The 24810-nt window shown below is 62.5% G+C and carries 27 protein-coding genes; 24 read left to right on the top strand and 3 right to left on the bottom strand.

What is annotated here, in order from left to right; translation table 11 throughout:
• Window positions 1-3: 3 nt before the first annotated feature.
• The 23 genes from nuoF (at window position 4) to KJP30_RS04690 (ending at window position 18886) form a co-directional block, all read left to right on the top strand.
• A complete protein-coding gene (nuoF, locus tag KJP30_RS04800; protein ID WP_218447849.1) occupies window positions 4-1302 on the top strand; it encodes an NADH-quinone oxidoreductase subunit NuoF in 1299 nt (432 codons plus the stop codon).
• Window positions 1303-1376: 74 nt separating this feature from the next.
• Entirely contained in the window at window positions 1377-1709 is a 333-nt protein-coding gene (locus KJP30_RS04795; RefSeq protein ID WP_218447848.1) for a hypothetical protein, read from the top strand.
• Between the two features lie 91 nt (window positions 1710-1800).
• Entirely contained in the window at window positions 1801-2298 is a 498-nt protein-coding gene (locus KJP30_RS04790; RefSeq protein WP_218447847.1) for a DUF3291 domain-containing protein, read from the top strand.
• 17 nt (window positions 2299-2315) lie between these two features.
• Window positions 2316-2648 carry a hypothetical protein gene (locus tag KJP30_RS04785; RefSeq protein ID WP_218447846.1) on the top strand — a complete coding sequence of 111 codons (333 nt, stop codon included), beginning with the start codon at window positions 2316-2318 and terminating at the stop codon, window positions 2646-2648.
• Window positions 2649-2652: 4 nt separating this feature from the next.
• Window positions 2653-3000: a hypothetical protein gene (locus KJP30_RS04780; protein WP_218447845.1), complete on the top strand. Its 348-nt coding sequence runs from the start codon at window positions 2653-2655 to the stop codon at window positions 2998-3000.
• 140 nt (window positions 3001-3140) lie between these two features.
• Complete coding sequence (locus KJP30_RS04775) at window positions 3141-3533, top strand: DUF5333 domain-containing protein (protein WP_218447844.1); 393 nt, start codon at window positions 3141-3143, stop codon at window positions 3531-3533.
• Window positions 3534-3745: 212 nt separating this feature from the next.
• The gene (gene nuoG / locus KJP30_RS04770) at window positions 3746-5731 is read left to right on the top strand and encodes an NADH-quinone oxidoreductase subunit NuoG (RefSeq protein WP_218447843.1); all 1986 of its coding nucleotides are present in this window, start codon (window positions 3746-3748) and stop codon (window positions 5729-5731) included.
• Window positions 5732-5761: 30 nt separating this feature from the next.
• Window positions 5762-6127 carry a YNQ4 family lipoprotein gene (locus KJP30_RS04765; protein WP_500861503.1) on the top strand — a complete coding sequence of 122 codons (366 nt, stop codon included), beginning with the start codon at window positions 5762-5764 and terminating at the stop codon, window positions 6125-6127.
• Between the two features lie 7 nt (window positions 6128-6134).
• On the top strand, window positions 6135-7172 hold the full coding sequence (nuoH, locus tag KJP30_RS04760; protein ID WP_218447841.1) for an NADH-quinone oxidoreductase subunit NuoH: 1038 nt from the start codon (window positions 6135-6137) through the stop codon (window positions 7170-7172).
• 135 nt (window positions 7173-7307) lie between these two features.
• Complete coding sequence (locus KJP30_RS04755; RefSeq protein WP_218447840.1) at window positions 7308-7634, top strand: hypothetical protein; 327 nt, start codon at window positions 7308-7310, stop codon at window positions 7632-7634.
• 1 nt (window position 7635) lies between these two features.
• Window positions 7636-8130: an NADH-quinone oxidoreductase subunit NuoI gene (gene nuoI / locus KJP30_RS04750; RefSeq protein ID WP_218447839.1), complete on the top strand. Its 495-nt coding sequence runs from the start codon at window positions 7636-7638 to the stop codon at window positions 8128-8130.
• Between the two features lie 7 nt (window positions 8131-8137).
• The gene (locus KJP30_RS04745) at window positions 8138-8635 is read left to right on the top strand and encodes a hypothetical protein (RefSeq protein WP_218447838.1); all 498 of its coding nucleotides are present in this window, start codon (window positions 8138-8140) and stop codon (window positions 8633-8635) included.
• Window positions 8632-8799, top strand: coding sequence for a hypothetical protein (locus tag KJP30_RS04740; RefSeq protein WP_218447837.1), 168 nt, complete (start codon window positions 8632-8634; stop codon window positions 8797-8799). The genes KJP30_RS04745 and KJP30_RS04740 overlap by 4 nt, the downstream gene beginning before the upstream one ends.
• Window positions 8796-9203 (top strand): carboxymuconolactone decarboxylase family protein, encoded by a 408-nt coding sequence (locus tag KJP30_RS04735; protein WP_218447836.1) that lies wholly within the window; start codon window positions 8796-8798, stop codon window positions 9201-9203. The genes KJP30_RS04740 and KJP30_RS04735 overlap by 4 nt, the downstream gene beginning before the upstream one ends.
• Complete coding sequence (locus tag KJP30_RS04730; protein ID WP_218447835.1) at window positions 9200-9802, top strand: NADH-quinone oxidoreductase subunit J; 603 nt, start codon at window positions 9200-9202, stop codon at window positions 9800-9802. Before KJP30_RS04735 ends, KJP30_RS04730 begins: the two co-directional genes overlap by 4 nt.
• Window positions 9802-9987, top strand: coding sequence for a hypothetical protein (locus KJP30_RS04725; protein ID WP_218447834.1), 186 nt, complete (start codon window positions 9802-9804; stop codon window positions 9985-9987). Before KJP30_RS04730 ends, KJP30_RS04725 begins: the two co-directional genes overlap by 1 nt.
• 150 nt (window positions 9988-10137) lie before the next feature.
• Window positions 10138-10443: an NADH-quinone oxidoreductase subunit NuoK gene (gene nuoK, locus KJP30_RS04720; RefSeq protein WP_023849383.1), complete on the top strand. Its 306-nt coding sequence runs from the start codon at window positions 10138-10140 to the stop codon at window positions 10441-10443.
• 6 nt (window positions 10444-10449) lie between these two features.
• Window positions 10450-12585, top strand: a complete 2136-nt coding sequence (nuoL, locus tag KJP30_RS04715; RefSeq protein WP_218447833.1) for an NADH-quinone oxidoreductase subunit L — start codon at window positions 10450-10452, stop codon at window positions 12583-12585.
• Window positions 12585-14153, top strand: a complete 1569-nt coding sequence (locus KJP30_RS04710) for an NADH-quinone oxidoreductase subunit M (protein ID WP_218447832.1) — start codon at window positions 12585-12587, stop codon at window positions 14151-14153. Before nuoL ends, KJP30_RS04710 begins: the two co-directional genes overlap by 1 nt.
• A 12-nt stretch (window positions 14154-14165) precedes the next feature.
• Window positions 14166-15608 carry an NADH-quinone oxidoreductase subunit NuoN gene (gene nuoN / locus KJP30_RS04705; RefSeq protein WP_218447831.1) on the top strand — a complete coding sequence of 481 codons (1443 nt, stop codon included), beginning with the start codon at window positions 14166-14168 and terminating at the stop codon, window positions 15606-15608.
• 78 nt (window positions 15609-15686) lie between these two features.
• Window positions 15687-16430, top strand: a complete 744-nt coding sequence (locus KJP30_RS04700) for a biotin--[acetyl-CoA-carboxylase] ligase (protein ID WP_218447830.1) — start codon at window positions 15687-15689, stop codon at window positions 16428-16430.
• Between the two features lie 9 nt (window positions 16431-16439).
• The gene (locus tag KJP30_RS04695) at window positions 16440-17222 is read left to right on the top strand and encodes a type III pantothenate kinase (protein ID WP_218447829.1); all 783 of its coding nucleotides are present in this window, start codon (window positions 16440-16442) and stop codon (window positions 17220-17222) included.
• The gene (locus KJP30_RS04690; protein WP_218447828.1) at window positions 17219-18886 is read left to right on the top strand and encodes a ribonuclease J; all 1668 of its coding nucleotides are present in this window, start codon (window positions 17219-17221) and stop codon (window positions 18884-18886) included. Before KJP30_RS04695 ends, KJP30_RS04690 begins: the two co-directional genes overlap by 4 nt.
• Before the next feature lie 79 nt (window positions 18887-18965).
• Here KJP30_RS04690 and KJP30_RS04685 read toward each other — a convergent pair whose 3' ends face one another.
• The 3 genes from KJP30_RS04685 to KJP30_RS04675 all read right to left on the bottom strand — a co-directional run bounded on the left by KJP30_RS04685 (window position 18966) and on the right by KJP30_RS04675 (window position 23215).
• Entirely contained in the window at window positions 18966-20333 is a 1368-nt protein-coding gene (locus KJP30_RS04685) for a DEAD/DEAH box helicase (RefSeq protein WP_218447827.1), read from the bottom strand.
• A gap of 201 nt (window positions 20334-20534) precedes the next feature.
• Window positions 20535-21485: a glycosyltransferase family 2 protein gene (locus KJP30_RS04680; RefSeq protein WP_218447826.1), complete on the bottom strand. Its 951-nt coding sequence runs from the start codon at window positions 21483-21485 to the stop codon at window positions 20535-20537.
• Window positions 21482-23215: a glycosyltransferase family 2 protein gene (locus KJP30_RS04675; RefSeq protein ID WP_218447825.1), complete on the bottom strand. Its 1734-nt coding sequence runs from the start codon at window positions 23213-23215 to the stop codon at window positions 21482-21484. The genes KJP30_RS04680 and KJP30_RS04675 overlap by 4 nt, the downstream gene beginning before the upstream one ends.
• 170 nt (window positions 23216-23385) lie before the next feature.
• On the opposite strand from KJP30_RS04675, the gene tgt reads away from it, so the two are divergent.
• Entirely contained in the window at window positions 23386-24513 is a 1128-nt protein-coding gene (gene tgt, locus KJP30_RS04670; protein WP_218447824.1) for a tRNA guanosine(34) transglycosylase Tgt, read from the top strand.
• Window positions 24514-24810 lie beyond the last annotated feature (297 nt).

The following is a 24810-nucleotide window of genomic DNA, read 5'->3' as shown; positions in this document are numbered from 1 at the left end:
GAGATGCTAGCTGACCAGGACCGGATCTTTACCAACCTCTACGGCATGCATGACCGCACCCTCGACGGCGCGAAAAAGCGTGGTCATTGGGACGGCACCAAGGACATCATTGCCAAGGGGCGCGACTGGATCATCGAGGAAATGAAATCCTCGGGCCTGCGCGGTCGCGGCGGTGCCGGTTTTCCGACCGGTCTGAAATGGTCCTTCATGCCCAAGGAATCGGATGGGCGTCCGGCCTACCTGGTGGTGAACGCCGACGAATCAGAGCCGGGCACCTGTAAAGACCGCGAGATCATGCGCCACGATCCGCACACGCTGATCGAAGGCTGCCTGATCGCTTCTTTCGCGATGAACGCCCATGCTTGCTACATCTACATTCGCGGCGAATACATCCGCGAGCGTGAGGCCCTGCAAGCGGCGATCGACGAGGCCTATGACGCGGGCCTGCTGGGCAAGAACGCCGCCGGTTCGGGCTGGGATTTCGAGCTTTTCGTACACCACGGCGCGGGCGCCTATATCTGCGGCGAGGAAACCGCGCTGCTGGAAAGCCTTGAAGGCAAGAAAGGCATGCCCCGGATGAAGCCGCCGTTCCCGGCGGGCGCGGGCCTGTACGGCTGCCCGACCACGGTGAACAACGTTGAATCGATTGCCGTTGTGCCGACGATCCTGCGCCGGGGCGGCGAGTGGTTTTCGGGCTTTGGCCGCGACAACAACAAGGGCACCAAGCTGTTCGCCATCTCGGGCCACGTCAACAACCCCTGCGTTGTCGAAGAGGCCATGTCGATCAGCTTTGAAGAACTGATCGAAAAGCATTGCGGTGGCATTCGCGGTGGTTGGGACAACCTCAAGGCGGTGATCCCCGGCGGATCCTCGGTGCCTTGTGTGCGCGGCGAAAAGATGCGCGACGCGATCATGGATTTCGACTATCTGCGCGGCGAGCTTGGCTCGGGCCTTGGCACGGCGGCGGTGATCGTGATGGACAAGCAGACCGACATCATCAAGGCGATCTGGCGGCTATCCAAGTTTTACAAGCACGAAAGCTGTGGCCAGTGCACGCCCTGCCGCGAAGGCACCGGCTGGATGATGCGCGTCATGGACCGCCTTGTGAAGGGCGAGGCCGACGAGGAAGAAATCGACATGCTCTGGGATGTGACCAAGCAGGTCGAAGGCCACACGATCTGTGCGCTTGGCGATGCGGCGGCATGGCCGATCCAGGGCCTGATCCGCAACTTCCGCGACGAGATCGAGGATCGCATCAAGGCACAGAAAACCGGCCGCCTCAGCGCGGTCGCGGCAGAGTGACCTTGGCGGTCGGCTGTGATTTCAGGACCCTCTGCCGCTTGGCAGGGGGTCTTTTTCTTTGTGCCGGCGCAGCCGTGGCCCAGAACAGGGAGCCGGTTTCTATTCAGGATGAAATCCGGTACAAGGGGCGGTCCTTCAACGGATATTTCTCGCAATACGAACGCGAGGATGTGGAACCCATGCCGACGGACGGCCTGCCGTCGAAGGTTTGGGTTTCGGAAAGCTATATCGAGGTGACAGCCAACGCGGCCCCCCAACTGGGACCGGGCGATGAGGCGCTGGCCCGCAAGCTGGCAGAGAGTTTCTGCCGCCATTACGCGCTGGAGGTGCGCGACGCGCCGTCTTCGTCTGGCGAGAGGGATGGTCAGTGGGTGTTTTACGACCTGTGCTGGAAAGCGGGTTGGTAGGTTCTGCCTCCTGTTCGGGCGGAACCCTTGGCAAAAGATGAATTAGTCAGCCTCGCAACGCGGAGCGAGCGGATTTGAGAAGGACCCAGCGATGACACGTGACGGATTTCACCTTGCGGAATTGAACATCGGACGGCTGGTCGCGCCGACGGATGATCCGCGTGTGGCCGAGTTCATGGGGGCGCTGGACAAGATCAACGGGCTGGGCAAGCGTATGCCCGGCTTCGTCTGGATGATGGAAGGTTCGGGCGAACCGGGGACGGGCAATACCGAAAACGCCATTGGCGACGATCCGCAGTTCGTCGCCAACCTGACCGTCTGGGAAGACGTTGAAAGCCTTGAGCGATTCGTCTGGGGGACGATCCACAAACAGTTCTATGACCGCCGTGCGGAATGGTTCGAACTGATGCAGGATCAGCATTTCGTCATGTGGTGGGTGCCGGCGGGGCACCGGCCGACGCTGGACGAGGCGCTGGCGCGCCTTGACCTCCATCGCCGCGAAGGCGACAGTGACGACGCGTTCGGCTGGGCGCATTTGCCCGAGGCGCAAATGTGGCGTAATCGGCGGTGCGTGACCGAGGCGAGCTGAGAACGACAGGAACGACAATGAAACGGATTTTGGGGGCGGCAGCGCTGATTGCGGCGCTGGCGTCGGTGGCGCAGGCGGAAACGGTGCGGTCCAAGGCTTTCGTCGGCGAGATCCAGCGCCGCGCCGTGCAGATGCAGGCGCGCGACGGATCGGGATCGACACAGGCGGTTCAGGCCTATGTCAGCGTCAAGACAGCCGCTGGTGCGGCACCGGCGCAGGCCCAGATGCAGGCGGCGGGGCGCTTTGCCGCCAGTGCCGGGTGCCGTGGGACCAACGCGCTTGCAACAATTCTGGCCGGGGTGACGGCCACGGCGGCCGAATTCGAGGTTCTGTGCCGGGGAGGGCAATGAAATGATGACTCGTGTGCTTTGCATCCTGGCCATGGCGGCCACGCTGGGCGGCTGTGAACGGGCCGGGATCTTCAAGTCGAACGCCCCGGTTTTTGACGGCCAGCGGTTCCGGACGGTGGTGAAATCCGAACGTCGCAACCGGCAGGATTTCACCGTGACCGTCTATCAGGTGTCCAAATCGGTCGAGGGCGCGCGCGCGTCGGCGCTGTACAAGGCGACTCAGCATTGCATCCAGTTCTATGGCACCTCCGAGATCGACTGGACGGTGGCGCCTGATGCGGACGGGCAATCGCTGCGCGTTGTCGACGATACGCTGACCTTCAAAGGCAGTTGTCACGACAAAGCGGCCTGATCCGCAGGGCAAAACCGGCGATCCCCCGCGCAAAAAGCGTGGAAACCTGCCGAAATCAGAACAAGTTCGGCCCGGATATTGAATATCCGGGCCTGCGACCCCCAGCTATCAGGCAAGTTTTCTCAACGGGGAGCCCGTTCATGCGCCTGATTCTCACATCTGCCCTTTGCCTGACTTTTGCCCTGCCTGCCGCGGCCAAGCCGCCGCTGAGCGAAGTGCGCGAAATCGACGACGGGCTGATGGCCATCGCCATCGCAGACGACATCCGCAAACGGTGTGACGAGATCAATCCGCGGATGGTGCGCGCCTATCGCCAGATCAAGGCATTGGAATCGCGCGCCAAGGCGCTTGGCTATTCCGAAGAGGAAATCGACCGCTACGTGAGTTCGGATGCCGAAAAGAAACGTATGCGCAAAAAGGCCGAGAGCTGGCTGGCCACGCAGGGTGTGAACGCCAAGGACAAGGGGGCGCTGTGCCAGTTCGGACGCGATGACATCGCACGCGGCGGGCCTATCGGTTTCTTCCTGCGCTGAGTCGCGATGATCGCCTAACGGGCGGATCATATTCTCCTTTTGTTGTCCGTCAGATGTGGCTTGTGGGCAAAACCTGCGGGCCGCGTCGATTTTTCCTGCGTTTTCGCTGCGCCTGCATCTGGTAACGTCTGACGTTGCACGATAGAACGCCGAGGACTGCGGCCTGCCTTGCAAGCGGGCGCTGCCAGCCGAAGAACGGGAGAGGCACGGGCATGTCCGATTTGCGCAAGATCATCATCGACGGACAAGAGATCGAAGTGGACGGGGCGATGACCCTGATTCAGGCCTGCGAAGAGGCCGGGGTCGAGGTTCCTCGTTTCTGTTACCACGAACGTCTGTCGATCGCCGGCAACTGCCGCATGTGCCTTGTCGAGGTTGTGGGCGGACCGCCCAAACCCGCCGCGTCCTGCGCGATGCAGGTGCGGGACATGCGTCCGGGCCGGAACGGCGAACCGCCGGAAATCAAGACCAACTCGCCGATGGTGAAGAAGGCCCGCGAAGGGGTGATGGAGTTCCTGCTCATCAACCACCCGCTGGACTGCCCGATCTGCGATCAGGGGGGCGAATGCGACCTTCAGGATCAGGCGATGGCCTATGGCGTCGATTTCAGCCGCTTTACCGAGGCCAAGCGCGCGGTGGACGATCTGGACCTTGGTCCGCTGGTCGAAACCCACATGACGCGCTGCATTTCCTGCACCCGCTGCGTGCGCTTCACGACCGAGGTCGCGGGCATCACCCAGATGGGCCAGACCGGTCGCGGCGAAGATGCCGAGATCACGAGCTATCTGAACCAGACGCTCGATTCGAACCTTCAGGGCAATATCATCGACCTGTGCCCGGTGGGCGCGCTGGTGTCCAAGCCCTATGCCTTCACCGCCCGCCCGTGGGAACTGACCAAGACCGAGACCATCGACGTGATGGATGCGCTTGGCTCGAACATCCGGGTCGATACCAAGGGCCGAGAAGTGATGCGCATTCTGCCGCGCAACCATGACGGCGTGAACGAGGAATGGATTTCCGACAAGACGCGCTTTGTCTGGGACGGGCTGCGCCGTCAGCGTCTGGACCGTCCTTACATCCGCGAAAACGGCAAACTGCGCCCCGCAAGCTGGGGTGAGGCGCTGGCCAAGGCCGGTGCCGCGTTGAAAGGTGCCGCGAAACCTGCCGGTATCGTTGGCGATCTGGCCCCGGTCGAGGCGATCTTCAGCCTCAAGCAGATGGTCGAGGGGCTGGGCGGCGTTGTCGAAAGCCGCACCGACGGCGCGAAGCTGCCCGCCGGCAACCGTTCGGCCTATGTCGGCAATGTTGCGATCGAGGACATCGACTCCGCCAGCGAGATCATTCTTGTCGGCACCAACCCGCGCGAGGAAGCGCCGGTGCTCAACGCGCGGATCCGCAAGGCGTGGTCGCTGGGTGCGACGGTCAAACGGATCGGTCCGGCTGTCGACCTGACCTATGACGTCGAGGAATGTGGCACTGACCGCGCGGCGCTGGCGAATGTGACCGCGGGCGAAGGGGCCATCGTGATCGTGGGGCAGGGCGCCCTGAACGAGGCTGATGGCGCCGCGGTTCTGGCGGCCTGCATGGGGCTGTCCGGTCGCATGCTGGTGCTGCACACCGCCGCATCCCGCGTTGGCGCGCTGGACGTCGATGCCACGAATGAACGCGGCATGGATGCGGTTCAGGACGCGGACGTGATCTATAGCCTCGGCGCGGACGAGGTCGAGATCGGCGAAGGCGCCTTTGTGATCTATCAGGGGTCGCACGGCGACCGGGGCGCACATCGCGCCGACGTGATCCTGCCGGGTGCCGCCTACACCGAGGAACAGGGCCTGTTCGTGAACACCGAAGGCCGTCCCCAGCTGGCGCTGCGCGCGGGCTTTGCGCCGGGCGAGGCCAAGGAAAACTGGGCAATCCTGCGGGCGCTTTCGGCGGAACTGGGCAGTGCGCTGCCGTGGAACACGCTGGCAGAGCTGCGTCAGGCGCTGATCGGCGCGGTTCCGCACCTGGCAAACATCGACGAGGTCCCCGAGAACGATTGGACACTGGTCGAGGCGGGAACGCTGGGCAGTGCGGATTTCCGCTATGCGGTGCGCGACTTCTACCTGACCAACCCGATTGCGCGGTCCTCGGAACTGATGGCCGAGTTGTCGAAACAGGCACGCGGTCGGGCCTCTGCCCCGCTGGCGGCGGAATAAGTGCGCGGTCTCGCGATCATACCCCTGCTGGTGATTGCCACCGGCCTGTCGGCCTGCACCAAGGATGAAGGCCCCGAAGCCCCGTTCATGCCCTCCTATTCGGGCATCGAGACGCGGCTTCTGGACGGAGACCTGGTGCAGTTCGAAGTCGAGATGCGCGGTGCGCGCGATGCCGGTGACGTCGAGGATTACGCCGAATGCGCAGCCGCGCAATACGTGCTGATCCGGGGGTATGGTTTCGCGCGGCATTTGCGCACGACAGTTTACGAAGAGGGTGGCCTCTGGCGTGGAGATGCGGTTTACACCATCTCGGCGGCGCTGCCCCGCGGGCTCAAGACCATCGACGCCGAAGTGGTGGCGCTGGCCTGTGCCGAGAACGGAATACCGATGGTGTGAGGACCTGATGGAAAACTTCTTCGCCACGCCTCTGGGCACCTTTGTCATCATTTTCGCCCAATGCCTTGCGGTGCTGGGTTTCGTGATGATTTCACTGCTGTTCCTCGTTTACGGCGACCGCAAGATCTGGGCCGCGGTCCAGATGCGGCGCGGCCCGAACGTGGTCGGCGTCTATGGCATCCTGCAATCCGTGGCCGACGCGCTAAAGTACGTCGTCAAGGAAGTGGTGATCCCGGCGGGCGCGGACCGGACGGTCTTTTTGCTGGCGCCGATGCTCAGCTTTGTGCTGGCGGTGATCGCATGGGCGGTGATCCCCTTCTCGGATGGGTGGGTGATCTCGGATATCAACGTGGCGATCCTCTACGTCTTCGCGGTTTCCTCGCTTGAGGTCTACGGCGTGATCATGGGCGGCTGGGCCTCGAACTCGAAATACCCGTTCCTTGGGTCGCTGCGCTCGGCGGCACAGATGATTTCCTACGAAGTGTCTATCGGCCTGATCATCATCGGTGTGATCATCTCGACCGGGTCGATGAACTTTGGCGATATCGTGCGGGCGCAGGACGGCAACCTCGGGTTCTTCAACTGGTACTGGCTGCCGCATTTCCCGATGGTCTTCCTGTTCTTCATCTCGGCGCTGGCCGAAACGAACCGCCCGCCCTTCGACCTCCCCGAGGCGGAATCGGAACTGGTGGCGGGCTACCAGGTGGAATATTCCTCGACCCCCTTCCTGCTGTTCATGGCTGGTGAATATATCGCGATCTTCCTGATGTGCGCCCTGACGACGCTGCTGTTCTTCGGCGGCTGGCTGTCGCCGATCCCGGGTCTGCCGGACGGGGCGCTGTGGATGGTCGGCAAGATGGCCTTCTTCTTCTTCATCTTCGCGATGGTGAAGGCGATTACCCCGCGCTATCGCTATGACCAGCTGATGCGGCTGGGTTGGAAAGTCTTCCTGCCGTTCTCGCTGGTCTGGGTCGTGTTTGTGGCCTTCGCCGCCAAGTTCGGCTGGTTCTTTGAAAGCTATGCACGCTGGGTGACCGGGGGCTGAGGTTGTTGACTGATCGGAAACATATCGTTTCGGACAGCTTCAAAGTGAAGCGGACGGCGCAGGTATTGCCCTTGGGTGATATCCTGTTGGCAGGGGCACGCGATCATCGCGGCCCCGCAGCCAGCGGAGAAAGCAATGTCTGATCTCAAGAACGCCATCCTCGACGCGAAATACATCGACATGATCGATTTGGGTGATTTCGTGGTGCGCGATACCGGCCTGCCGGACGTGGACAGTGACGGCAACCTGATGCCGCAGGCGACGGAAATCGCCGCCGCGGTATTCCGCTGGGCGGCCGACATGAAAGCCGCCGAAGCGGCGCGCGCGGCGGCCGATCCGGTCCCGGCGCAGGGCGCCCCCACCGAGGATGACGACGATAGACTGGGAGATCCGTTGGCGGATGCCCCCAACGCAGAGGCGCTGGACGCCGAACTGCACAAACTGGCACAGGAGCAAGGCTAGCATGGCGACCATCGACTACGGGCGCGCCGCGAAATACTTTCTGCTCGCGGACTTTGTGAAAGGCTTTCAACTGGGCCTGAAGTATTTCTTCGCGCCCAAGGCCACGTTGAACTATCCGCATGAAAAGGGGCCGCTGTCGCCCCGGTTCCGTGGCGAGCACGCGCTGCGCCGTTATCCGAACGGCGAAGAACGCTGCATCGCCTGCAAGCTGTGCGAAGCGATCTGTCCGGCGCAGGCGATCACCATCGACGCGGAACCGCGCGACGACGGTTCGCGCCGCACGACGCGCTATGACATCGACATGACCAAATGCATCTACTGCGGTTTCTGCCAGGAAGCCTGCCCGGTGGATGCGATTGTCGAAGGTCCGAACTTCGAGTTTTCGACCGAGACCCGCGAAGAGCTTTACTACGACAAGGCCAAGCTGCTGGAAAACGGCGAACGCTGGGAGGCCGAAATCGCCCGCAACCTCGAACTGGACGCTCCGTACCGCTGACCCGCCAATGATCCGACCCGCTGTCATAACCCTGCTTCTTGCCACCCAAGCCGTGGGTGCCCAGACACTTGTCGAGGGCAGCCCGGAATGGATGGCACAGCGCGCCGAGGTGTTTTCCTTGGTCTGCATGGCGTCTGCGCCCGGGTTTGCGTCTTTTGACGCCAAAGCAAGGGCCGCGGGTTTGCAGAAGATCGAACAGGGTTGGCACCTGCCGCCCGAGGCGGTCGTCAGCTTGCTGGCGCATGACGGCTTTTGCAGTTGCTTCATGACCGTTGGCGCGCCGGATCAGGCCGCCATGGTGAAGACGATCTTTGATCGACTGATGAAGGACTGGGGGGCGTCCTTTACCGGCAAGCCCGAGGGGCTGGCCAATGTGGCGCCGTTCCAGCGCGACGGGGTCGAGGCTGTTTCGATCCTTGAACCGCGCAAGCTGGATGGCCAGAACTGGCTTGAAGCGCGGGTTTCGGTCTTTGGTGCCTGTCCGACCGGGGAGGGGGGGCAATGAACGCTTCCACCGGTTATCTGGACGATATTCTGACCGCCGCGACGCGCAAGATCGACGCCCTGTCCGCCAAGGCAGAGCGTGCCAGCGCGGCGCTGGATGTGCTCAGCCGTGAACTTGATGCGCGGGTCGATGCGGCCTGCGCCCCGAAGGAGACCCGGACATGACCGACTCCAAGACACCTTTCGAATTGATGATGCAGCAGGCGCAGGAGATGGCCAAAGCCTTCAACCCCGCGCTCAGCAGCTTTGATCCCAAAGGGTTCGAGAAACTCTGGCCGACCATGTCCAAGGACGCCATGGAAATGTGGTTCGGCAAGGGGATCTCGAAACAGGGGCTTGATGCCAAGACCCGCCTTTTGCTGACGCTCTCCGGGCTGACCATGCAGGGGGCTCAGGCAGAAACGCCGTTCCGGCTCACCGTGCGCCATGCATTGGAGGCCGGGGCCACCCCCGAAGAAATCGCAGAAACCATCGGCCATATGTCGATGTTCGCAGGAATTCCCGCGATGACCCGCGCCATGGAACTGGCGCGCGAAGTCATCAATGAAAACAAGGATGACGAGACATGATGGTCTTTGCCTTCTACCTCTTCGCACTCGGCGCCATTGCGGGCGGTCTGTTCACCGTCGTTTCCCGCAACCCGGTGCATTCGGTGCTTTGGCTGATCCTCGCCTTCTTGTCGGCGGCGGGCCTGTTCGTGCTTATGGGCGCGGAGTTTGTCGCCATGCTGCTGATCATCGTCTATGTCGGTGCGGTCGCGGTCCTTTTCCTCTTCGTGGTCATGATGCTGGACGTCGATTTCGCCGAACTGAAGGCGGAGATGGCGAAGTACATGCCGCTGGCGCTGTTGATCGGTCTGGTGATCCTGATGCAACTGGCGATGGCCTTTGGCGCCTGGCAGTCCTCGGACATGGCGGCGGCCCAATTGGCCCAGCCGATGCCCGAAGGCATGCACAACACGCAGGCCTTGGGGATGATCCTCTACGACGACTATTTCCTGCTGTTCCAACTGGCGGGCCTGATCCTGCTGGTCGCGATGATCGGCGCCATCGTGCTGACCCTGCGCCACCGTCAGGACGTCAAGCGTCAGGATGTGCTGGCCCAGATGTATCGTGATCCGGCCAAGGCGATGGAGCTGAAAGACGTGAAACCGGGGCAGGGCCTGTGATGCAGGGGCTTTGGGAAATCGTCCTGTCGCCTTACGGGCTGGCGCTATACGTGGGCTTCTGGATCCTCAAGCTCATGTTCGGTGCCTGGCTCTTGCGCAAGGCGATGCTCTTGCTGCCGGTGCGGGCGCAGGACTGGACCGAAGACAAGCTGTCGCGTCTTAAGCTGCGGCGGCGGCAGGGATAAACCCGTCCCGGGCCTGACCCGGGACCTCCGCCTCGACAGGGGCGGAACCAAGACCAGAAAGCCCCGGCAGATCGACCGGGGCGCAGTGGTCCGGGGAACCGGGCCGAACGAGACGGAACGAAATCGGGCGCAAGGCCCGGAGGGGCGATAATGATCGGATTGGAACATTACCTGACGGTGGCGGCGGTGCTCTTCGTCATCGGCATCTTCGGGCTTTTCCTGAACCGGAAGAACGTGATCATCCTGCTCATGAGCATCGAACTTATGCTCTTGGCGGTGAACATCAACCTCGTCGCCTTCTCGACCCATCTGGGCGATCTGGTCGGTCAGGTCTTTACCCTGTTCGTTCTGACCGTCGCCGCCGCCGAGGCGGCCATCGGGCTTGCGATCCTGGTCTGCTTCTTCCGCAACCGCGGCACCATCGCCGTGGAAGACGTCAACGTGATGAAAGGCTAACGCCCCATGGAGAGCATCATCCTCTTTGCGCCCCTCGTGGGCAGCCTGATTGCGGGCTTTGGCTGGAAACTGACCGGCATTCGCGGCGCCCAGTGGATCACCACGGGTCTGCTGTTCCTGGCCTGTGCCTTTTCCTGGATCGTCTTTTTCCAGCACGGTCCGGACGCGCGCCATATCGAAATCCTGCGCTGGATCTCGTCGGGGTCTCTGGACACCTCTTGGTCGATCCGGCTGGACCGTCTGACCTCGATCATGCTGATCGTCGTGACCACGGTTTCGGCGCTCGTGCACCTGTATAGCTTTGGCTACATGGCGCATGACGAGAACTTCAAGGAGGGCGAGGAGAGCTACAAACCGCGTTTCTTCGCCTACCTGTCCTTCTTTACCTTCGCCATGCTGATGCTGGTCACCTCGGATAACCTGGTGCAGATGTTCTTTGGCTGGGAAGGCGTGGGTGTCGCCTCTTACCTGTTGATCGGCTTTTACTACCGCAAGCCAAGCGCCAATGCCGCTGCGATCAAGGCCTTCGTGGTCAACCGGGTCGGTGACTTCGGCTTTGCGCTTGGGATCTTCGCGCTGTTCTTCCTGACCGACAGCATCAAGTTCGACGACATCTTTGCCGCGACGCCGGTGATTGCGGAAACGCAGCTGACCTTCCTGTGGCGCGACTGGAATGCCGCCGAGGTGGTGGCGATCCTGCTCTTCATCGGTGCCATGGGCAAATCGGCACAGTTCATCCTGCACACCTGGTTGCCGGACGCGATGGAAGGTCCGACCCCGGTGTCGGCCCTGATCCACGCCGCGACCATGGTGACCGCGGGCGTCTTCCTTGTCTGCCGCATGTCGCCGCTGATGGAATTCGCGCCCAATGCCACCGCCTTCATCACCTTCCTTGGCGCAACGACGGCTTTCTTTGCCGCCACGGTCGGCCTTGTTCAGAACGACATCAAGCGCGTGATCGCCTATTCGACCTGTTCGCAGCTGGGCTACATGTTCGTGGCGGCCGGTGTGGGCGTCTATTCGGTTGCCATGTTCCACCTGTTCACGCACGCCTTCTTCAAGGCGATGCTGTTCCTTGGCGCCGGTTCGGTGATCCACGGGATGCATCACGAACAGGACATGCGGAATTACGGTGGCCTGCGCAAAAAGCTTCCCTATACCTTCTGGGCGATGATGATCGGCACACTGGCCATCACCGGTGTCGGCATCCCGCTGACAACGATCGGTTTTGCCGGCTTCCTGTCCAAGGATGCGGTGATCGAAAGCGCCTATGCCGGCACCAACGGTGGCTATGCCTTCTGGATGCTGGTTATCGCGGCGCTGTTCACCAGCTTCTACAGCTGGCGCCTGATGTTCCTGACCTTCTACGGCAAGCCGCGCGGCGACAAGCACACGCATGAGCACGCGCATGAAAGCCCGACCGTCATGCTGGTCCCGCTGGGTGTGCTGGCGTTGGGGGCGGTCTTCTCGGGGATGATCTGGTACGGGTCGTTCTTCGGCAAAGAAGACTACGTCAACAAGTTCTTCGGAATTCCGGCGGTTGCCGCGGCCGAGCATGGCGATGACCATGCCGAGGCGAAAGACGCCGGTCACGCGGACGACCATGCCGAGGTCAAGGACGCCGCACATGGCGATGACCACGCGGACGATCACGGCGCGGCCAAGGACGACCACGCGGCGGCGGCACCCGGGGCAGGGGCCATCTACATGGCGCCCGACAACCACGTGCTTCATGACGCGCACTACGTCCCGAAGTGGGTCAAGATCTCTCCCTTCATCGCGATGATCCTTGGTTTCGTGGTGGCCTTCTGGTTCTACATCGTGAACCCCAAGCTGCCCGTCGCCCTCGCGGCAAGCCAGCGTCCGCTGTACCTGTTCCTGCTGAACAAGTGGTATGTCGACGAAATCTACGACTTCCTCTTTGTGCAGCCCGCCAAGGCGCTGGGTCGCATCCTGTGGAAGGGCGGTGACGAGGCGATCATCAAGGGCGGGATCAACGGTCTTGCCATGGGCATCGTACCCTTCTTTACCCGGCTCGCGGGCCGGGCCCAATCCGGCTACATCTTTACTTATGCCTTCGCCATGGTGATCGGGATCGCGATCTTCATCACATGGATGACGCTCAGCGGAGGGGCACACTAATGGGCAACCTGCTTTCCATCGTCACCTTCCTGCCCGCACTGGCAGCGCTGATCCTTGCGCTGTTCCTGCGGGGCGACGACGAGGCGGCGCAACGCAACGCGAAATGGCTTGCGATGATCGCCACGGGAGCGACCTTCCTGATCTCGCTGTTCATCCTGGCGCAGTTCGACGCGTCGAACACCGGCTTCCAGATGCTGGAAGAGCGTGAATGGCTCCTTGGGCTCAGCTATCGCATGGGGGTGGACGGGATTTCGGTCCTGTTCGTGCTGCTGACCACCTTCATGATGCCGCTGGTCATCGCGGCCAGCTGGGACGTCAAGCACCGCGTCAAGGAATACATGATCGCCTTCCTGATGCTTGAGACGCTCATGCTGGGCGTGTTCATGGCGCTGGACTTGGTTCTGTTCTACCTCTTCTTCGAGGCCTGCCTTATCCCGATGTTCCTGATCATCGGCATCTGGGGCGGCAAGGACCGGATCTACGCCAGCTTCAAGTTCTTCCTCTACACCTTCCTCGGCTCGGTTCTGATGCTGGTGGCCATGGTGGCGATGTATGCGGATGCGGGCACCACCTGTATTGGCGGCTGCGACGTCTCGTTGCTCAAGCACAACTTTGCTTCGGAAAGCTTCTCGATCCTCGGTGTCCAGATCATTGGCGGGATGCAAACCATGCTGTTCCTCGCCTTCTTCGCCAGCTTCGCGGTCAAGATGCCGATGTGGCCGGTCCACACATGGTTGCCCGAGGCACACGTGCAGGCGCCGACCGCCGGGTCGGTCGTGCTGGCCGCGATCCTGCTGAAGATGGGCGGCTACGGCTTCCTGCGGTTCAGCCTTGCGATGTTCCCGGTGGGCAGCGACGTGATGGCGAACTTTGTTTTCACGCTGTCGGTGATTGCGATCATCTACACCTCGCTGGTGGCGCTGGTGCAGGAAGACATGAAAAAGCTGATCGCCTATTCGTCGGTGGCGCACATGGGATATGTCACCATGGGCATCTTCGCGGCGAACCAGCAGGGGGTCGATGGCGCGATCTTCCAGATGATCTCGCACGGGTTTATCTCGGGCGCGCTCTTCCTCTGCGTGGGCGTGATCTATGATCGGATGCACACGCGCGAAATCGACGCCTATGGCGGTCTGGTCAACCGGATGCCGGCCTATGCGCTGATCTTCATGCTGTTCACCATGGCCAACGTGGGGCTGCCGGGCACCTCGGGCTTTGTCGGGGAATTCCTGACGCTGATGGGGATTTTCCAGGTCAACACCTGGGTGGCGGCGGGCGCCGCGACCGGCGTGATCCTGTCGGCAGCCTATGCGCTGTGGCTGTATCGCCGGGTGGTCATGGGCGACCTCATCAAGGAAAGCCTCAAGACCATCAAGGACATGACCACGCGCGAAAAGGCGATCTTTGCACCGCTGGTGGTGATGACGATCTGGATGGGGGTCTATCCGGCGCCGATCCTGGATCGCACCGGCCCCGCGGTCGAGGCATTGGTCACGAAATACGACACGGCGCTTGCCGCTGCCGGCCGCACCGAGGCCGACACGCAAGTTGCTGTCGCGGAACACTAAGGAGAGCGGGACATGATCTCGGCCGATCTCAACATCATCATGCCGGAAATCTGGCTGGCGGTTTACGCGATGGCGGCGCTGGTTGGGGCTGTCTACAGCGGCAAGGACAAGTTCGCGCCGCTGCTGGTCTGGGTGACCTCGGCGCTGTTCCTTGCGCTGGCCTTCTGGATCGGAACCACCGGCGAGGGCACTCAGGTGGCCTTCAACGGTATGTTCATCAACGATGGCTTTGCGCGGTTCGCCAAGGTTGTGATCCTTGTCTCGGCGGCGGCGGTGCTGCTGATGAGCGAAGGTTACATGGCGCGCCGGGGCTTGCTGCGGTTCGAATATCCGCTGCTGATCACGCTGGCGGCAGTCGGCATGATGATGATGGTCTCTGCGGGCGACCTGATGGCGCTTTACATGGGCCTCGAACTGCAATCGCTGTCGCTTTACGTGGTGGCCTCGCTCCGCCGTGACAGTGCCAAGTCCACTGAGGCCGGACTGAAGTACTTTGTGCTGGGCGCGTTGTCGTCGGGTCTGTTGCTTTACGGTGCCTCGCTGACCTATGGCTTTGCCGGAACGACACTGTTTTCGGGCATCATCCAGACGGCGACCGAAGGCCATGTTTCCGTTGGCCTGCTGATCGGTCTGGTCATGCTGATTGCCGGTTTGGCGTTCAAGGTTTCGGCGGTGCCGTTCCACATGTGGACGCCGGATGTCTACGAAGGGTCGCCGACGCCGGTGACGGCCTTCTTTGCCACCGCTCCGAAAGTGGCGGCCATGGCGCTCTTTGCCCGCGTGATGTTCGATGCCTTCGGTCAGGCGACCGCGGATTGGGGGCAGGTCGTGGCCTTGTTGTCGGTTTTGTCGATGTTCGTCGGGTCGATTGCCGCGATCGGCCAGCGCGACATCAAGCGACTGATGGCCTATTCCTCGATCGCCCACATGGGCTATGCGCTGATGGGGCTGGCCGCGGGAACCGAACTGGGCGTGCAGGCAATGCTGATCTACATGGCGATCTACGTCACCATGAACGTCGGCACATTTGCCTTTATCCTGTCGATGGAACGCGACGGCCAACCGGTTACCGATATCCAGAGCCTTGGCATGTATTCGACCCGCGAGCCGGGCAAGGCGCTGGCCATGCTGGTGCTGTTGTTCAGCCTCGCCGGTGTGCCGCCGCTGGTCGGGTTCTTCGGCAAGTTCTACGTGCTGCGCGCCGCCTATGAGGGTGGTCTGGCTTGGCTGGCGGTGGCGGGCGTGGTGGCCTCGGTCATCGGTGCTTTCTACTACCTGCGGATCGTGTTTTACATGTATTTCGGTCAGGATCGCGAAGATGCGCTGGATGGCGGCAAGTCGCCGGTTCTCTGGGGTTTTCTCATGGTCTCGGCGGTCATCATGGTGGCCGGTGTCGTCAATCTCTTTGGTATTGAAGGCGCGGCACAGGCGGCGGCGGCAACGCTTGTCAACTGATCGCGGTGCGCCCGGGGCGCTGTCGGACCGCCTCCGGCGGGAGTATTTGTGCCAAGAAGAAACTGGAGGCCGGTCCTGATGGGCTGGCCTTCGGGTTATGGGCGGCGCGTGCTGGCGGAAGTGGACAGCACCAATGCCGAGGCGGCGCGGATCGCGGGCGGGCTTTCGGGGCCCGAGTGGATCCTGGGTTTGCGTCAGACGGCGGCGCGCGGGCGACGCGGCCGGGCCTGGGTCAACCCGGCGGGGAATTTTGCCGGAACGCTGGTGCTGCGGCCCGACGAGACAGCTGACAAACTGGCGCTGCGGTCCTTCGTGGCGTCGCTTGCGCTTTATGACGCGCTGGCGTCGGTGTCGGGGACCGAGGCCGGGCTGGCGTTGAAATGGCCCAATGATGTCTTGCTGAACGGTGGCAAGCTGGCCGGAATCCTGTTGGAAGGGATCGGTGGCCCCGGCGGGCATCTGGCGATCGGGATCGGGGTCAATCTTCTGGCCGCGCCCGGACGCGAGGCGGTGGAGGCGGGCGCGGTTGCGCCGGTGTCATTGCTGGAGGAAACGGGTGTTCGGGTCTTGCCCGAGGTTTTTCTGGATGCGTTGGCCGAGGCCTATGCGGTGCAGGAAGAACGATTTGTCACCTATGGGTTCGATCCGATCCGCAGTCTTTGGCTGTCGCGGGCGGCGCGGTTGGGCGAGGTGATCGTTGCCCGCACGTCGCGTGAGAGCACCACCGGCGTTTTCGAGACGGTGGACGGCGCCGGGCAACTTGTCCTAAAGACGCCCAAAGGCCGTGTGACCATCGCGGCGGCAGATATCTTTTTCGAATAGGCGGGCGTCATGCTTTTGGCCATCGACTGTGGCAACACAAATACCGTTTTCTCGATCTGGGACGGGCAGGCATTCATCGCCACATGGCGCACCGCGACGGAACATCAGCGGACGGCGGACCAGTATTATGTCTGGCTGTCCACCCTGATGGAGTTCCAGAAGATCGAGGCAGACATCACCGACGTCATCATATCGTCCACGGTGCCGCGCGTGGTCTTTAACCTCCGTGTTCTGTCGGACCGGTATTTCAACACGCGGCCATGGGTCGTGGGCAAGCCTGAGTGCGCTTTGCCGGTGGACGTGCGGGTGGACGAGGGAACGCAGGTGGGGCCGGATCGTCTGGTGAACACCGTGGCCGGGTTCGACCTGTTCGGGGGGGACCTGATCGTGGTGGATTTCGGCACGGCGACGACCTTTGACGTGGTTGACGAGGATGGCGCCTATGTGGGCGGGGTGATTGCGCCGGGCGTAAACCTGAGCCTTGAGGCGCTGCACCTTGCAGCGGCCGCCCTGCCGCATGTGGACATCACCAAACCGCAGCGCGTTGTGGGCACCAATACGGTCGCCTGCATGCAGTCTGGTGTCTATTGGGGCTATGTCGGGTTGGTACGCGAAATCTGCACCCGTATCCGGGCCGAGCGGGATCGTCCGATGAAGGTGATAGCCACTGGCGGGCTGGCGCCGTTATTCCAGCAGGCCGACCCGCTGTTCGATGCGTTCGAAGAATTCCTGACCATGCACGGGCTGGTCCGAATCCATAATCACAACAAGACAATTGAGGCGCCCGCATGAGCGAGAACCGACTGATCTATCTGCCGCTTGGCGGCGCCGGCGAAATCGGCATGAACTGCTATGTCTATGGCTATGGCAAACCGGGGGAGGAACGGCTGATCGTCGTCGACATGGGGGTGACTTTCCCCGACATGGACACGACGCCGGGCGTTGACCTGATCCTGCCGGACATCAGCTGGCTGAAGGCGAACAAACATCGGATCGAGGCGCTGTTCATCACTCATGCGCATGAGGATCATGTCGGCGCTGTCGGTCACACTTTTGACGCGCTGGGTGTGCCGATCTACGCACGGGCGTTTACCGCCAATATCGCGCGCGGCAAGCTGGCGGAATACGGGGTCGAGGGCAAGGCTGTTCGGACTTGTTCCGCTTGGCCGGAAAACGTGACCGTTGGCCCCTTTACCGTGGGATTTTTGCCGATCTCGCATTCCATTCCGGAAAGCAGCGCGCTGGTGATCGACAGCCCTGCCGGGCGGATTGTCCATACCGGGGATTTCAAACTGGACCCGACGCCCTTGGTGGGGGAGCCTTGGGATCCCGTCCTGTGGGGCGAGGTGGCCAAGGATGGGGTCAAGGCGCTGATCTGCGACTCGACCAATGTTTTCTCGCGCCATGCCGGCCGGTCGGAGGCGACGGTTGGCCCGTCGGTTGAAAAACTGGTCTCCGAGGCGCGCAACATGGTTGTCGCCACGACCTTTGCCTCGAACGTGGCACGGGTAAAAACCCTTGCCGAGGCGGGGGAACGGGCCGGGCGGTCGATCTGTCTTTTGGGGCGTGCCATGCGCCGGATGATCGAGGCGGCGGTGGAAACCGGCGTTCTGACCGGATTTCCCAAGGTGATCGGCCCCGAGGACGTGTCGAGCCTGCCGCGTGAGAATGTCATGCTGCTGGTCACCGGCAGTCAGGGCGAACGCCGGGCCGCCAGTGCCCAGTTGGCGCGGGGCAAATACAACGGCATCGAATTGAAAGAGGGCGACCTCTTTCTTTTCTCCTCCAAGACCATTCCGGGCAACGAACGTGACGTGATCCGGATCATGAACCAACTGTCCGAAAAGGGCGTTGATGTGGTCGACGATTCGATGGGCGACTACCATGTCTCGGGACACGCGAACCGTCCGGATCTGGAAACCGTGCATGATGTCGTGAACCCGCAGATCGTCGTGCCGATGCATGGCGAACACCGGCACCTGCGCGAACACGCCAGCCTTGCGTCGGCCAAGGGACGCGCGGGGGTTCTGGCTGTAAACGGCATGATGATCGACCTGTCGGGGAATGAACCGCGCGTGGTTGAATATATCGAAACCGGGCGCACCTATCTGGATGGCTCGGTACAGATCGGTGCTCTGGACGGGATCGTCCGCGACCGGATCCGTATGGCGCTGAATGGCCACGTGGTAATTACCGTGATCCTCGACGAAGATGATGAACCGCTTGGGGATCCGTGGTGTGACCTGATGGGTCTGCCCGAACAGGGCCGCAGCCACGCGCCGCTGGTCGATATTCTCGAAGAAGACCTGTCGCAGTTCATGGGCCGCGCAGGCAGCAAGACCTTGACCGATGACGACAAGCTGGAGGAAGGGCTGCGCCGCGTCGCGCGTCAAACCGCGCTGAACGAGATTGGCAAAAAGCCCGAAGTCACGGTGGTGGTCAGCCGGCTGAGCTGACCCCATCACCTATGACCAAGAAAAAGGCCGGTCCCGCAAGGGCCGGCCTTTGTCGTTTCTGAGGGGGCGCGCAGGAGGCTTAGCTGGCGCGCCGTTCCTCAAAGCTGAGTGCGATGAATTCGGGCATGTGATCACCCATGCCGACGACATTGTTGTCGCGGCCACCACGGCGGTCCGAGGAACGGCCGCGATCCGAGCTGCGCGGCGCGCGGTCTTCGGATTTTTCCGAACGGCGGCTGCTGCTGCTTTTGCGGACGGGTTGTTCCTCGGCGGTTTCGACGGGTTTGGGGGCCTCGGTCTTGACCGGGTTGTCCAGCTTGGGAATTTCCTTCTGGATCAGCTTTTCCACCGCGTCGAAGTATTTTTCATCGCGCGGGGTGCAGATGGTAAAGGCCTTGCCGGAGCGGCCTGCGCGGCCCGTGCGCCCGATGCGGTGAACGTAATCCTCGGCATGCGACGGCACGTCGAAGTTGAACACATGGCTGACGGCCGGAATATCCAGCCCGCGCGCCGCCACGTCCGAGGCAATCAGCAGACGCACGTCGCCGTTGCGGAACCCGTCCAGCGTTTTCATCCGCTGCGACTGATCCAGATCACCGTGGATCGGCGCGGCGTCATAACCGTATTTCTTCAGCGATTTGGCCACCACATCCACGTCGATCTTGCGGTTGCAGAAAATGATGGCGTTTGTGCAGGCTTCGCCTTCGGCGTCGATCAGCGCACGCAGGACGCGGCGTTTTTCGCTGCCTTCGCGATCCTTGCGCGAGGGTTTGAAGACGACGGCGCCCTGTTCGATGGTTTCCGAGGCGGTCGCCTGACGCGCAACCTCGATCCGCGCGGGGGCAGAGAGGAAGGTGTTGGTGATCCGCTCGATCTCGGGGGCCATGGTGGCCGAAAAGAACAGGGTCTGGCGGGTGAAGGGCGTCAGCGAGAAGATGCGTTCGATATCGGGGATGAACCCCATGTCCAGCATCCGGTCTGCTTCGTCCACGACCATGATCTCGATGCCGGTCAACAGCAGCTTGCCACGTTCGAAATGGTCCAGCAGGCGGCCCGGTGTAGCGATCAGAACGTCGACGCCCTTGTCGATCAGGACATCCTGTTCCTTGAAGGAAACGCCACCGATCAGCAGCGCCTTGGTCAGTTTGACGTATTTGGAATAGGTGTCGAAGTTTTCGGCGACCTGTGCGGCCAGTTCGCGGGTCGGGCAAAGCACAAGGCTGCGCGGCATCCGGGCTCGGGCGCGGCCACGGGCCAGCTTGCAGATCATCGGAAGGGTAAAGCTGGCGGTCTTGCCGGTGCCTGTCTGGGCGATCCCCAGCACGTCCTTGCCTTCAAGCGCGTGGGGAATGGCGCCTTCCTGAATCGGCGTCGGGCTTTCATAGCCGGCCTCTTCGACGGCTTTCAGGACTTTCGGGCTGAGGTTCAGATCAGAGAATTTGGTCATATATGTCCGGTTTGTTTGCGGACACTAAGCCTGGCCCGCGCGTCTGATTGGGGAAGGGCCCGTGTGGCCCGGTGGCAGTACAGTCATCCCCCTGTGTGGCGCTTGCCATAGTCAAAACTGGTGGAAAGGTCAATCGTTCGCTCGATTTGGGGGCCGGATGACGGGGCGGGATCCCATCCAGACGGGAAACTGGTGCAGAGCCTATGACAGTTTGACGTCGGGAAAGTGACAATTGCGCAAGGCGGGCAGATTCATCACCCGTCGCCGCAAAAGACCGTGCCGGTCAAGCCGTGTGCAAAGTGCCGCATCGGCGGTGCAGACCTCTTCAAAGAAGGCGCGCAGGGCCGGTTCGCCTCCGGTGGATTCGATACTGCGAAACAGGTCATGCAGGTTGATGGCGTCTTCTCCCCGGACCTGCGGTTTCAACTCGGAACGATAGGATCCGCGCGCAAGGCGAAAGCGGTATGCGGAAAGAAAGTGATCCCAGCTGGCGGCGTGAAAATGGCCCAGTTCGATACCGGGCAATACCGCCTGTCCGGGGTTCTGTTCGCCGTCCAGCAGGACGTTGTGAATCCGGATCTGCAATCCCTTGGTGCCCGCGCGAAAGAACATCTTGCCGGCCACATGGCTGAGAAAACCGCCTGACAGGTGTGTCCCCCAAGTCGGAAAACAATCGCGGGCGGCGGCCTGTCTGGCCGTCTGGTCAAGGTGAAAGGCCTTGAATGCCGTTTCACCCTCCCGCGTGCCGCTGCCGGGGGCCAGCGCCTCGACCGGGCGGACACGGGCGCAAAGCGCCGATGGGTTCAGCGCGGCCAGTTGCTCCGCCACCGGGCGGTCGGTCAGCAGAAATTCATCCACGTCGATATGGCACAGCCAGTCGACCTCGGGTTTGCGGTTGTTGGCGTGGCGGGCATTGGCGGCCTGACGAGCCTGATGTTTGTCGGGGCGGCCGTTGCGTTTCGCCCACCATGCGGCGTCGGTCTGCACCACCCGGATTTTTGGGTGCGCCTTGAGCGCGGCGAAACTCTGTGGCGCGTCCTCATCAAGATAGAGATAAACCCTGTGCGCGCCCAGTTCGAGATGCCAGGCGGCGAAGTCGAGGATCGCGCGCAGTGGCGCCTTGACCGTGGTGACCGTGCCCCAGCGGGTCATGGCAGGGTTCCAAAGACGCGCCTGACCGTGGCGTCGAAATCGAAGTCATGGCGCAACAGCATTCCGTGCCGGTCCAGCCGGTCCCGCAGCGCTGGTGTGTCGGCACATACCTCGTCAAAGAAAGCCCGCAAACCTGCTTCGCCCTCTTCGGCCTCAAGATAGGTCAACAACTCGCCCTGACCCATTTCGCTGCGCGCCTCGGTGGGTCGGTAAGACCCTTTTTCCCGCCGGAAATCCAGATGGTCGCGAAAATGCCGCCAGCTTGGGGCGTGGAAATGCGCCAGATAGAGACCGTCCGGTTTGGTACGGTTGGTGGCGTCCTCTCCCTTGTACTTGAGCGTATGGATACCCAGACGGGTGTCGGGGATGCCGGGCCGGGCAAAGACCTTGCCGCCGGTGTGACTGAGAAAGCCTCCAAAGAGATGCAGACCGAAGGTTGGATAGATCTCCTGAAGCGTGGATTTCGTCGCCCCGGCCTGTTTGTGCGTCAGCTTGAAGTGGCGGGGCGCTCCGTCTTCGCGCGCCAGCGCCTCGGCCGGGGGGATGCGCGCGATGGCCCGGTCGGCGGCCACTTTGGACAGGATGCGGGCAATGGGGCGGTCGGAGATGAGAAATTCGTCATGGTCGATATGGCCCAGCCAATCCAGCATGTCGGCGCTGGCGCGCAGGGTTCGGGTGGCGTTGAACGCTTGGCGCAACTGATGGGCGGGCATTCGGTTGCGCCCGGCGGTCTGCCAATAGGTCTTGTCACAACAGGTGACATGGATGCGCGGATGGCGCGAGAGAAAGGTTGCGGTCGCCGGGTCCGGCGCATCAAGGTAGAGATGCAGCACATGCGCGCCAAGACCGAGGTGATGCGCCGCGAACCGCGCTATCTGCGGCAGCGGTGCCTTGATGGTACTGACAAGTCCCCAGCGCAGGGTGTCGGGTGTCTTGCGCGGGCGGGCCGGGACCGGTGCCTCGTTGCCCTTGGGGGGCTCGGCGCGGTCGCGCCGGGATTTGCGCGCGCCCATGACCGCGAGGCGGCGAAAGACTCCGGCCTCGTCATGGATCAGCAGGTCCAGCAGGTGATGCGCAAGGGGGGCGATCACCGCGTCCTCTTGGGCCTCTTGCCAGAGGCGGGCGATGAGGTTGACGTCCAGCCCGCCACCGACCAGCGCATAAGAGTTCATCTCCAGCGGCAGACGGGCCTTGAGCCGGTTGCCAAGGGCAAAGGGCTGATCCGGGGTCTTGCCGCTGTAAAGGCGTTCATTCTCGTAGAGCTTCATCATCCCGAAGAGGGTCGAGAGCGCCAGCCCGGTGCTGCGCTGGATCGGCGTTGTGCCATGGTCGCCAAAGGTTGTCACAGCCGAGACAAGCCAGCGGGAATCCAGTTGGTCGAGAAGTTGCGCACCCTGTTCCGCCCAGAGCCGTTGGAACAGTTGAGGCGCGTGATCGGGAAAGCTGCGCTTGCGCAGATGTGCGACGGTCAGACCGTGCAGGACGGTCAGTTCCGATTGTCCCTGCAACTCTTCGCGCAACTGGTAGATCTTGCGATGCAGGTTATCGGCAAAGGGGGGCGCATATGGCCCCTTCGACGGATCGGTCACGATGGCACGGGCCAGCGCGTCGAGGTCGCAGTCCAGCGGCGGCAACCCCTGACCGGGCGCCCCGGGAAGCGGCGCGCGGCGGGCTTCGTATTGGTCGATGACGGCCTTGATTCCGCCCTTGTACGTCGGGGTTCTGCTCATGGCGCTACAGTGGCTTTGGCGGGGCCTGCGGGCAAGGGGGCGTGATCCGAATGTGCGCGCTGCGCGCGCAGGAAGCCTTGGCGGCGGCCCCTGCGGGGCCTTGCCTCGGGCCGGTGCGGCGAGGCGATTGTGGCTTTGTTCCGGTTTGCGTTGGGTGTAGAGGGGCGGGCATGGCACAGACAAGTTTCGACCTGATCGCCCGGGACGGGCACGCGCGGCGCGGTGTGATCCGCACCCCCCGTGGAGAAATCCGCACCCCGGCCTTCATGCCCGTGGGCACCGCAGCCACCGTCAAGGGCATGATGCCGGAAAGCGTGGCGGAAACCGGCGCGGATATCCTGTTGGGGAACACCTATCACCTGATGCTGCGGCCCGGGGCCGAGCGGGTTGCGCGCCTGGGAGGGCTGCACCGGTTCATGAACTGGTCAAAGCCGATCCTGACGGATTCGGGCGGTTTCCAGGTCATGAGTCTGTCGGAACTGCGCAAGCTGACCGAAGAAGGCGTGAGTTTCCGCAGCCATATCGACGGGTCGAAACACATGCTGACCCCGGAGCGGTCGATGGAGATCCAGAAGCTTTTGGGGTCGGATATCGTCATGGCCTTTGACGAATGCCCGGCGTTGCCGGCGGATCGGGCGCGCATTGCCGAGTCGATGCGGCTGTCGATGCGGTGGGCGGCGCGTTCGCGCGAGGCCTTTGGCGACCGGCCGGGGCATATGCTGTTCGGCATCCAGCAGGGCGGACTGGAACAGGACCTGCGCGGCGAGTCGGCCGAGGCCCTGAGGGCGATCGGCTTTGACGGCTACGCCGTGGGCGGCCTGGCCGTGGGCGAAGGGCAGGAGGCGATGTTCGGCTGCCTTGACTACGCGCCCGAGATGCTGCCCGAGGACAAGCCGCGCTATTTGATGGGCGTGGGAAAGCCCGACGACATCGTCGGTGCGGTCAAACGGGGCATCGACATGATGGACTGTGTTCTGCCGTCGCGGTCGGGGCGTACCGGGCAGGCCTGGACCCGGCGGGGGCAGGTGAACATCAAGAACGCCCGTCACGCGGACGATCCCCGCCCGCTAGACGAAGAGTGCAGTTGTCCGGCCTGCACCGGCTATTCGCGGGCCTATCTGCATCACGTGTTCCGCGCCGGAGAGATGATCTCGGGGATGCTGCTGACATGGCACAACCTGCATTATTACCAGGAATTGATGGCGGATATGCGGGCGGCAATCGAGGCGGGGACATTTGCCGATTTCGAGGCGCAGTTCCACGCGCAACGCGCCGAGGGGGATCTTCCGCCGCTTTGAGCCTGTCCACGCGCGGACAGCTTGGGGGGAATGCCAGATCAATGGCTTACAGGGGCGATTTCACGATTCGTTAAGATTTGGAGCCCGGGTTGCGCGGGTTTGGCGTGGGAATGTTCGCTTCTGGACTCACCAGGAAACAGGCGTGTTTCCCAGCCCCCACCATCGCTGAAAGATGCCTGAGACAAACCGGACCCCGCCGCAAGGGCAAGCCGCGCAAGCGCGGGGCTGCGCCCCCTTGCAGCGGCGTCCGCTCTGCCTCGGACCGGCATCAGCGATGGAGGGCTCCGGGAAACAGCT

This window comes from Antarctobacter sediminis, from assembly GCF_019218285.1.
GTDB lineage: Bacteria > Pseudomonadota > Alphaproteobacteria > Rhodobacterales > Rhodobacteraceae > Antarctobacter > Antarctobacter sediminis.
Note: the sequence above shows the minus strand (reverse complement) of the source record. Positions and strands in the feature narration are given on the sequence as shown.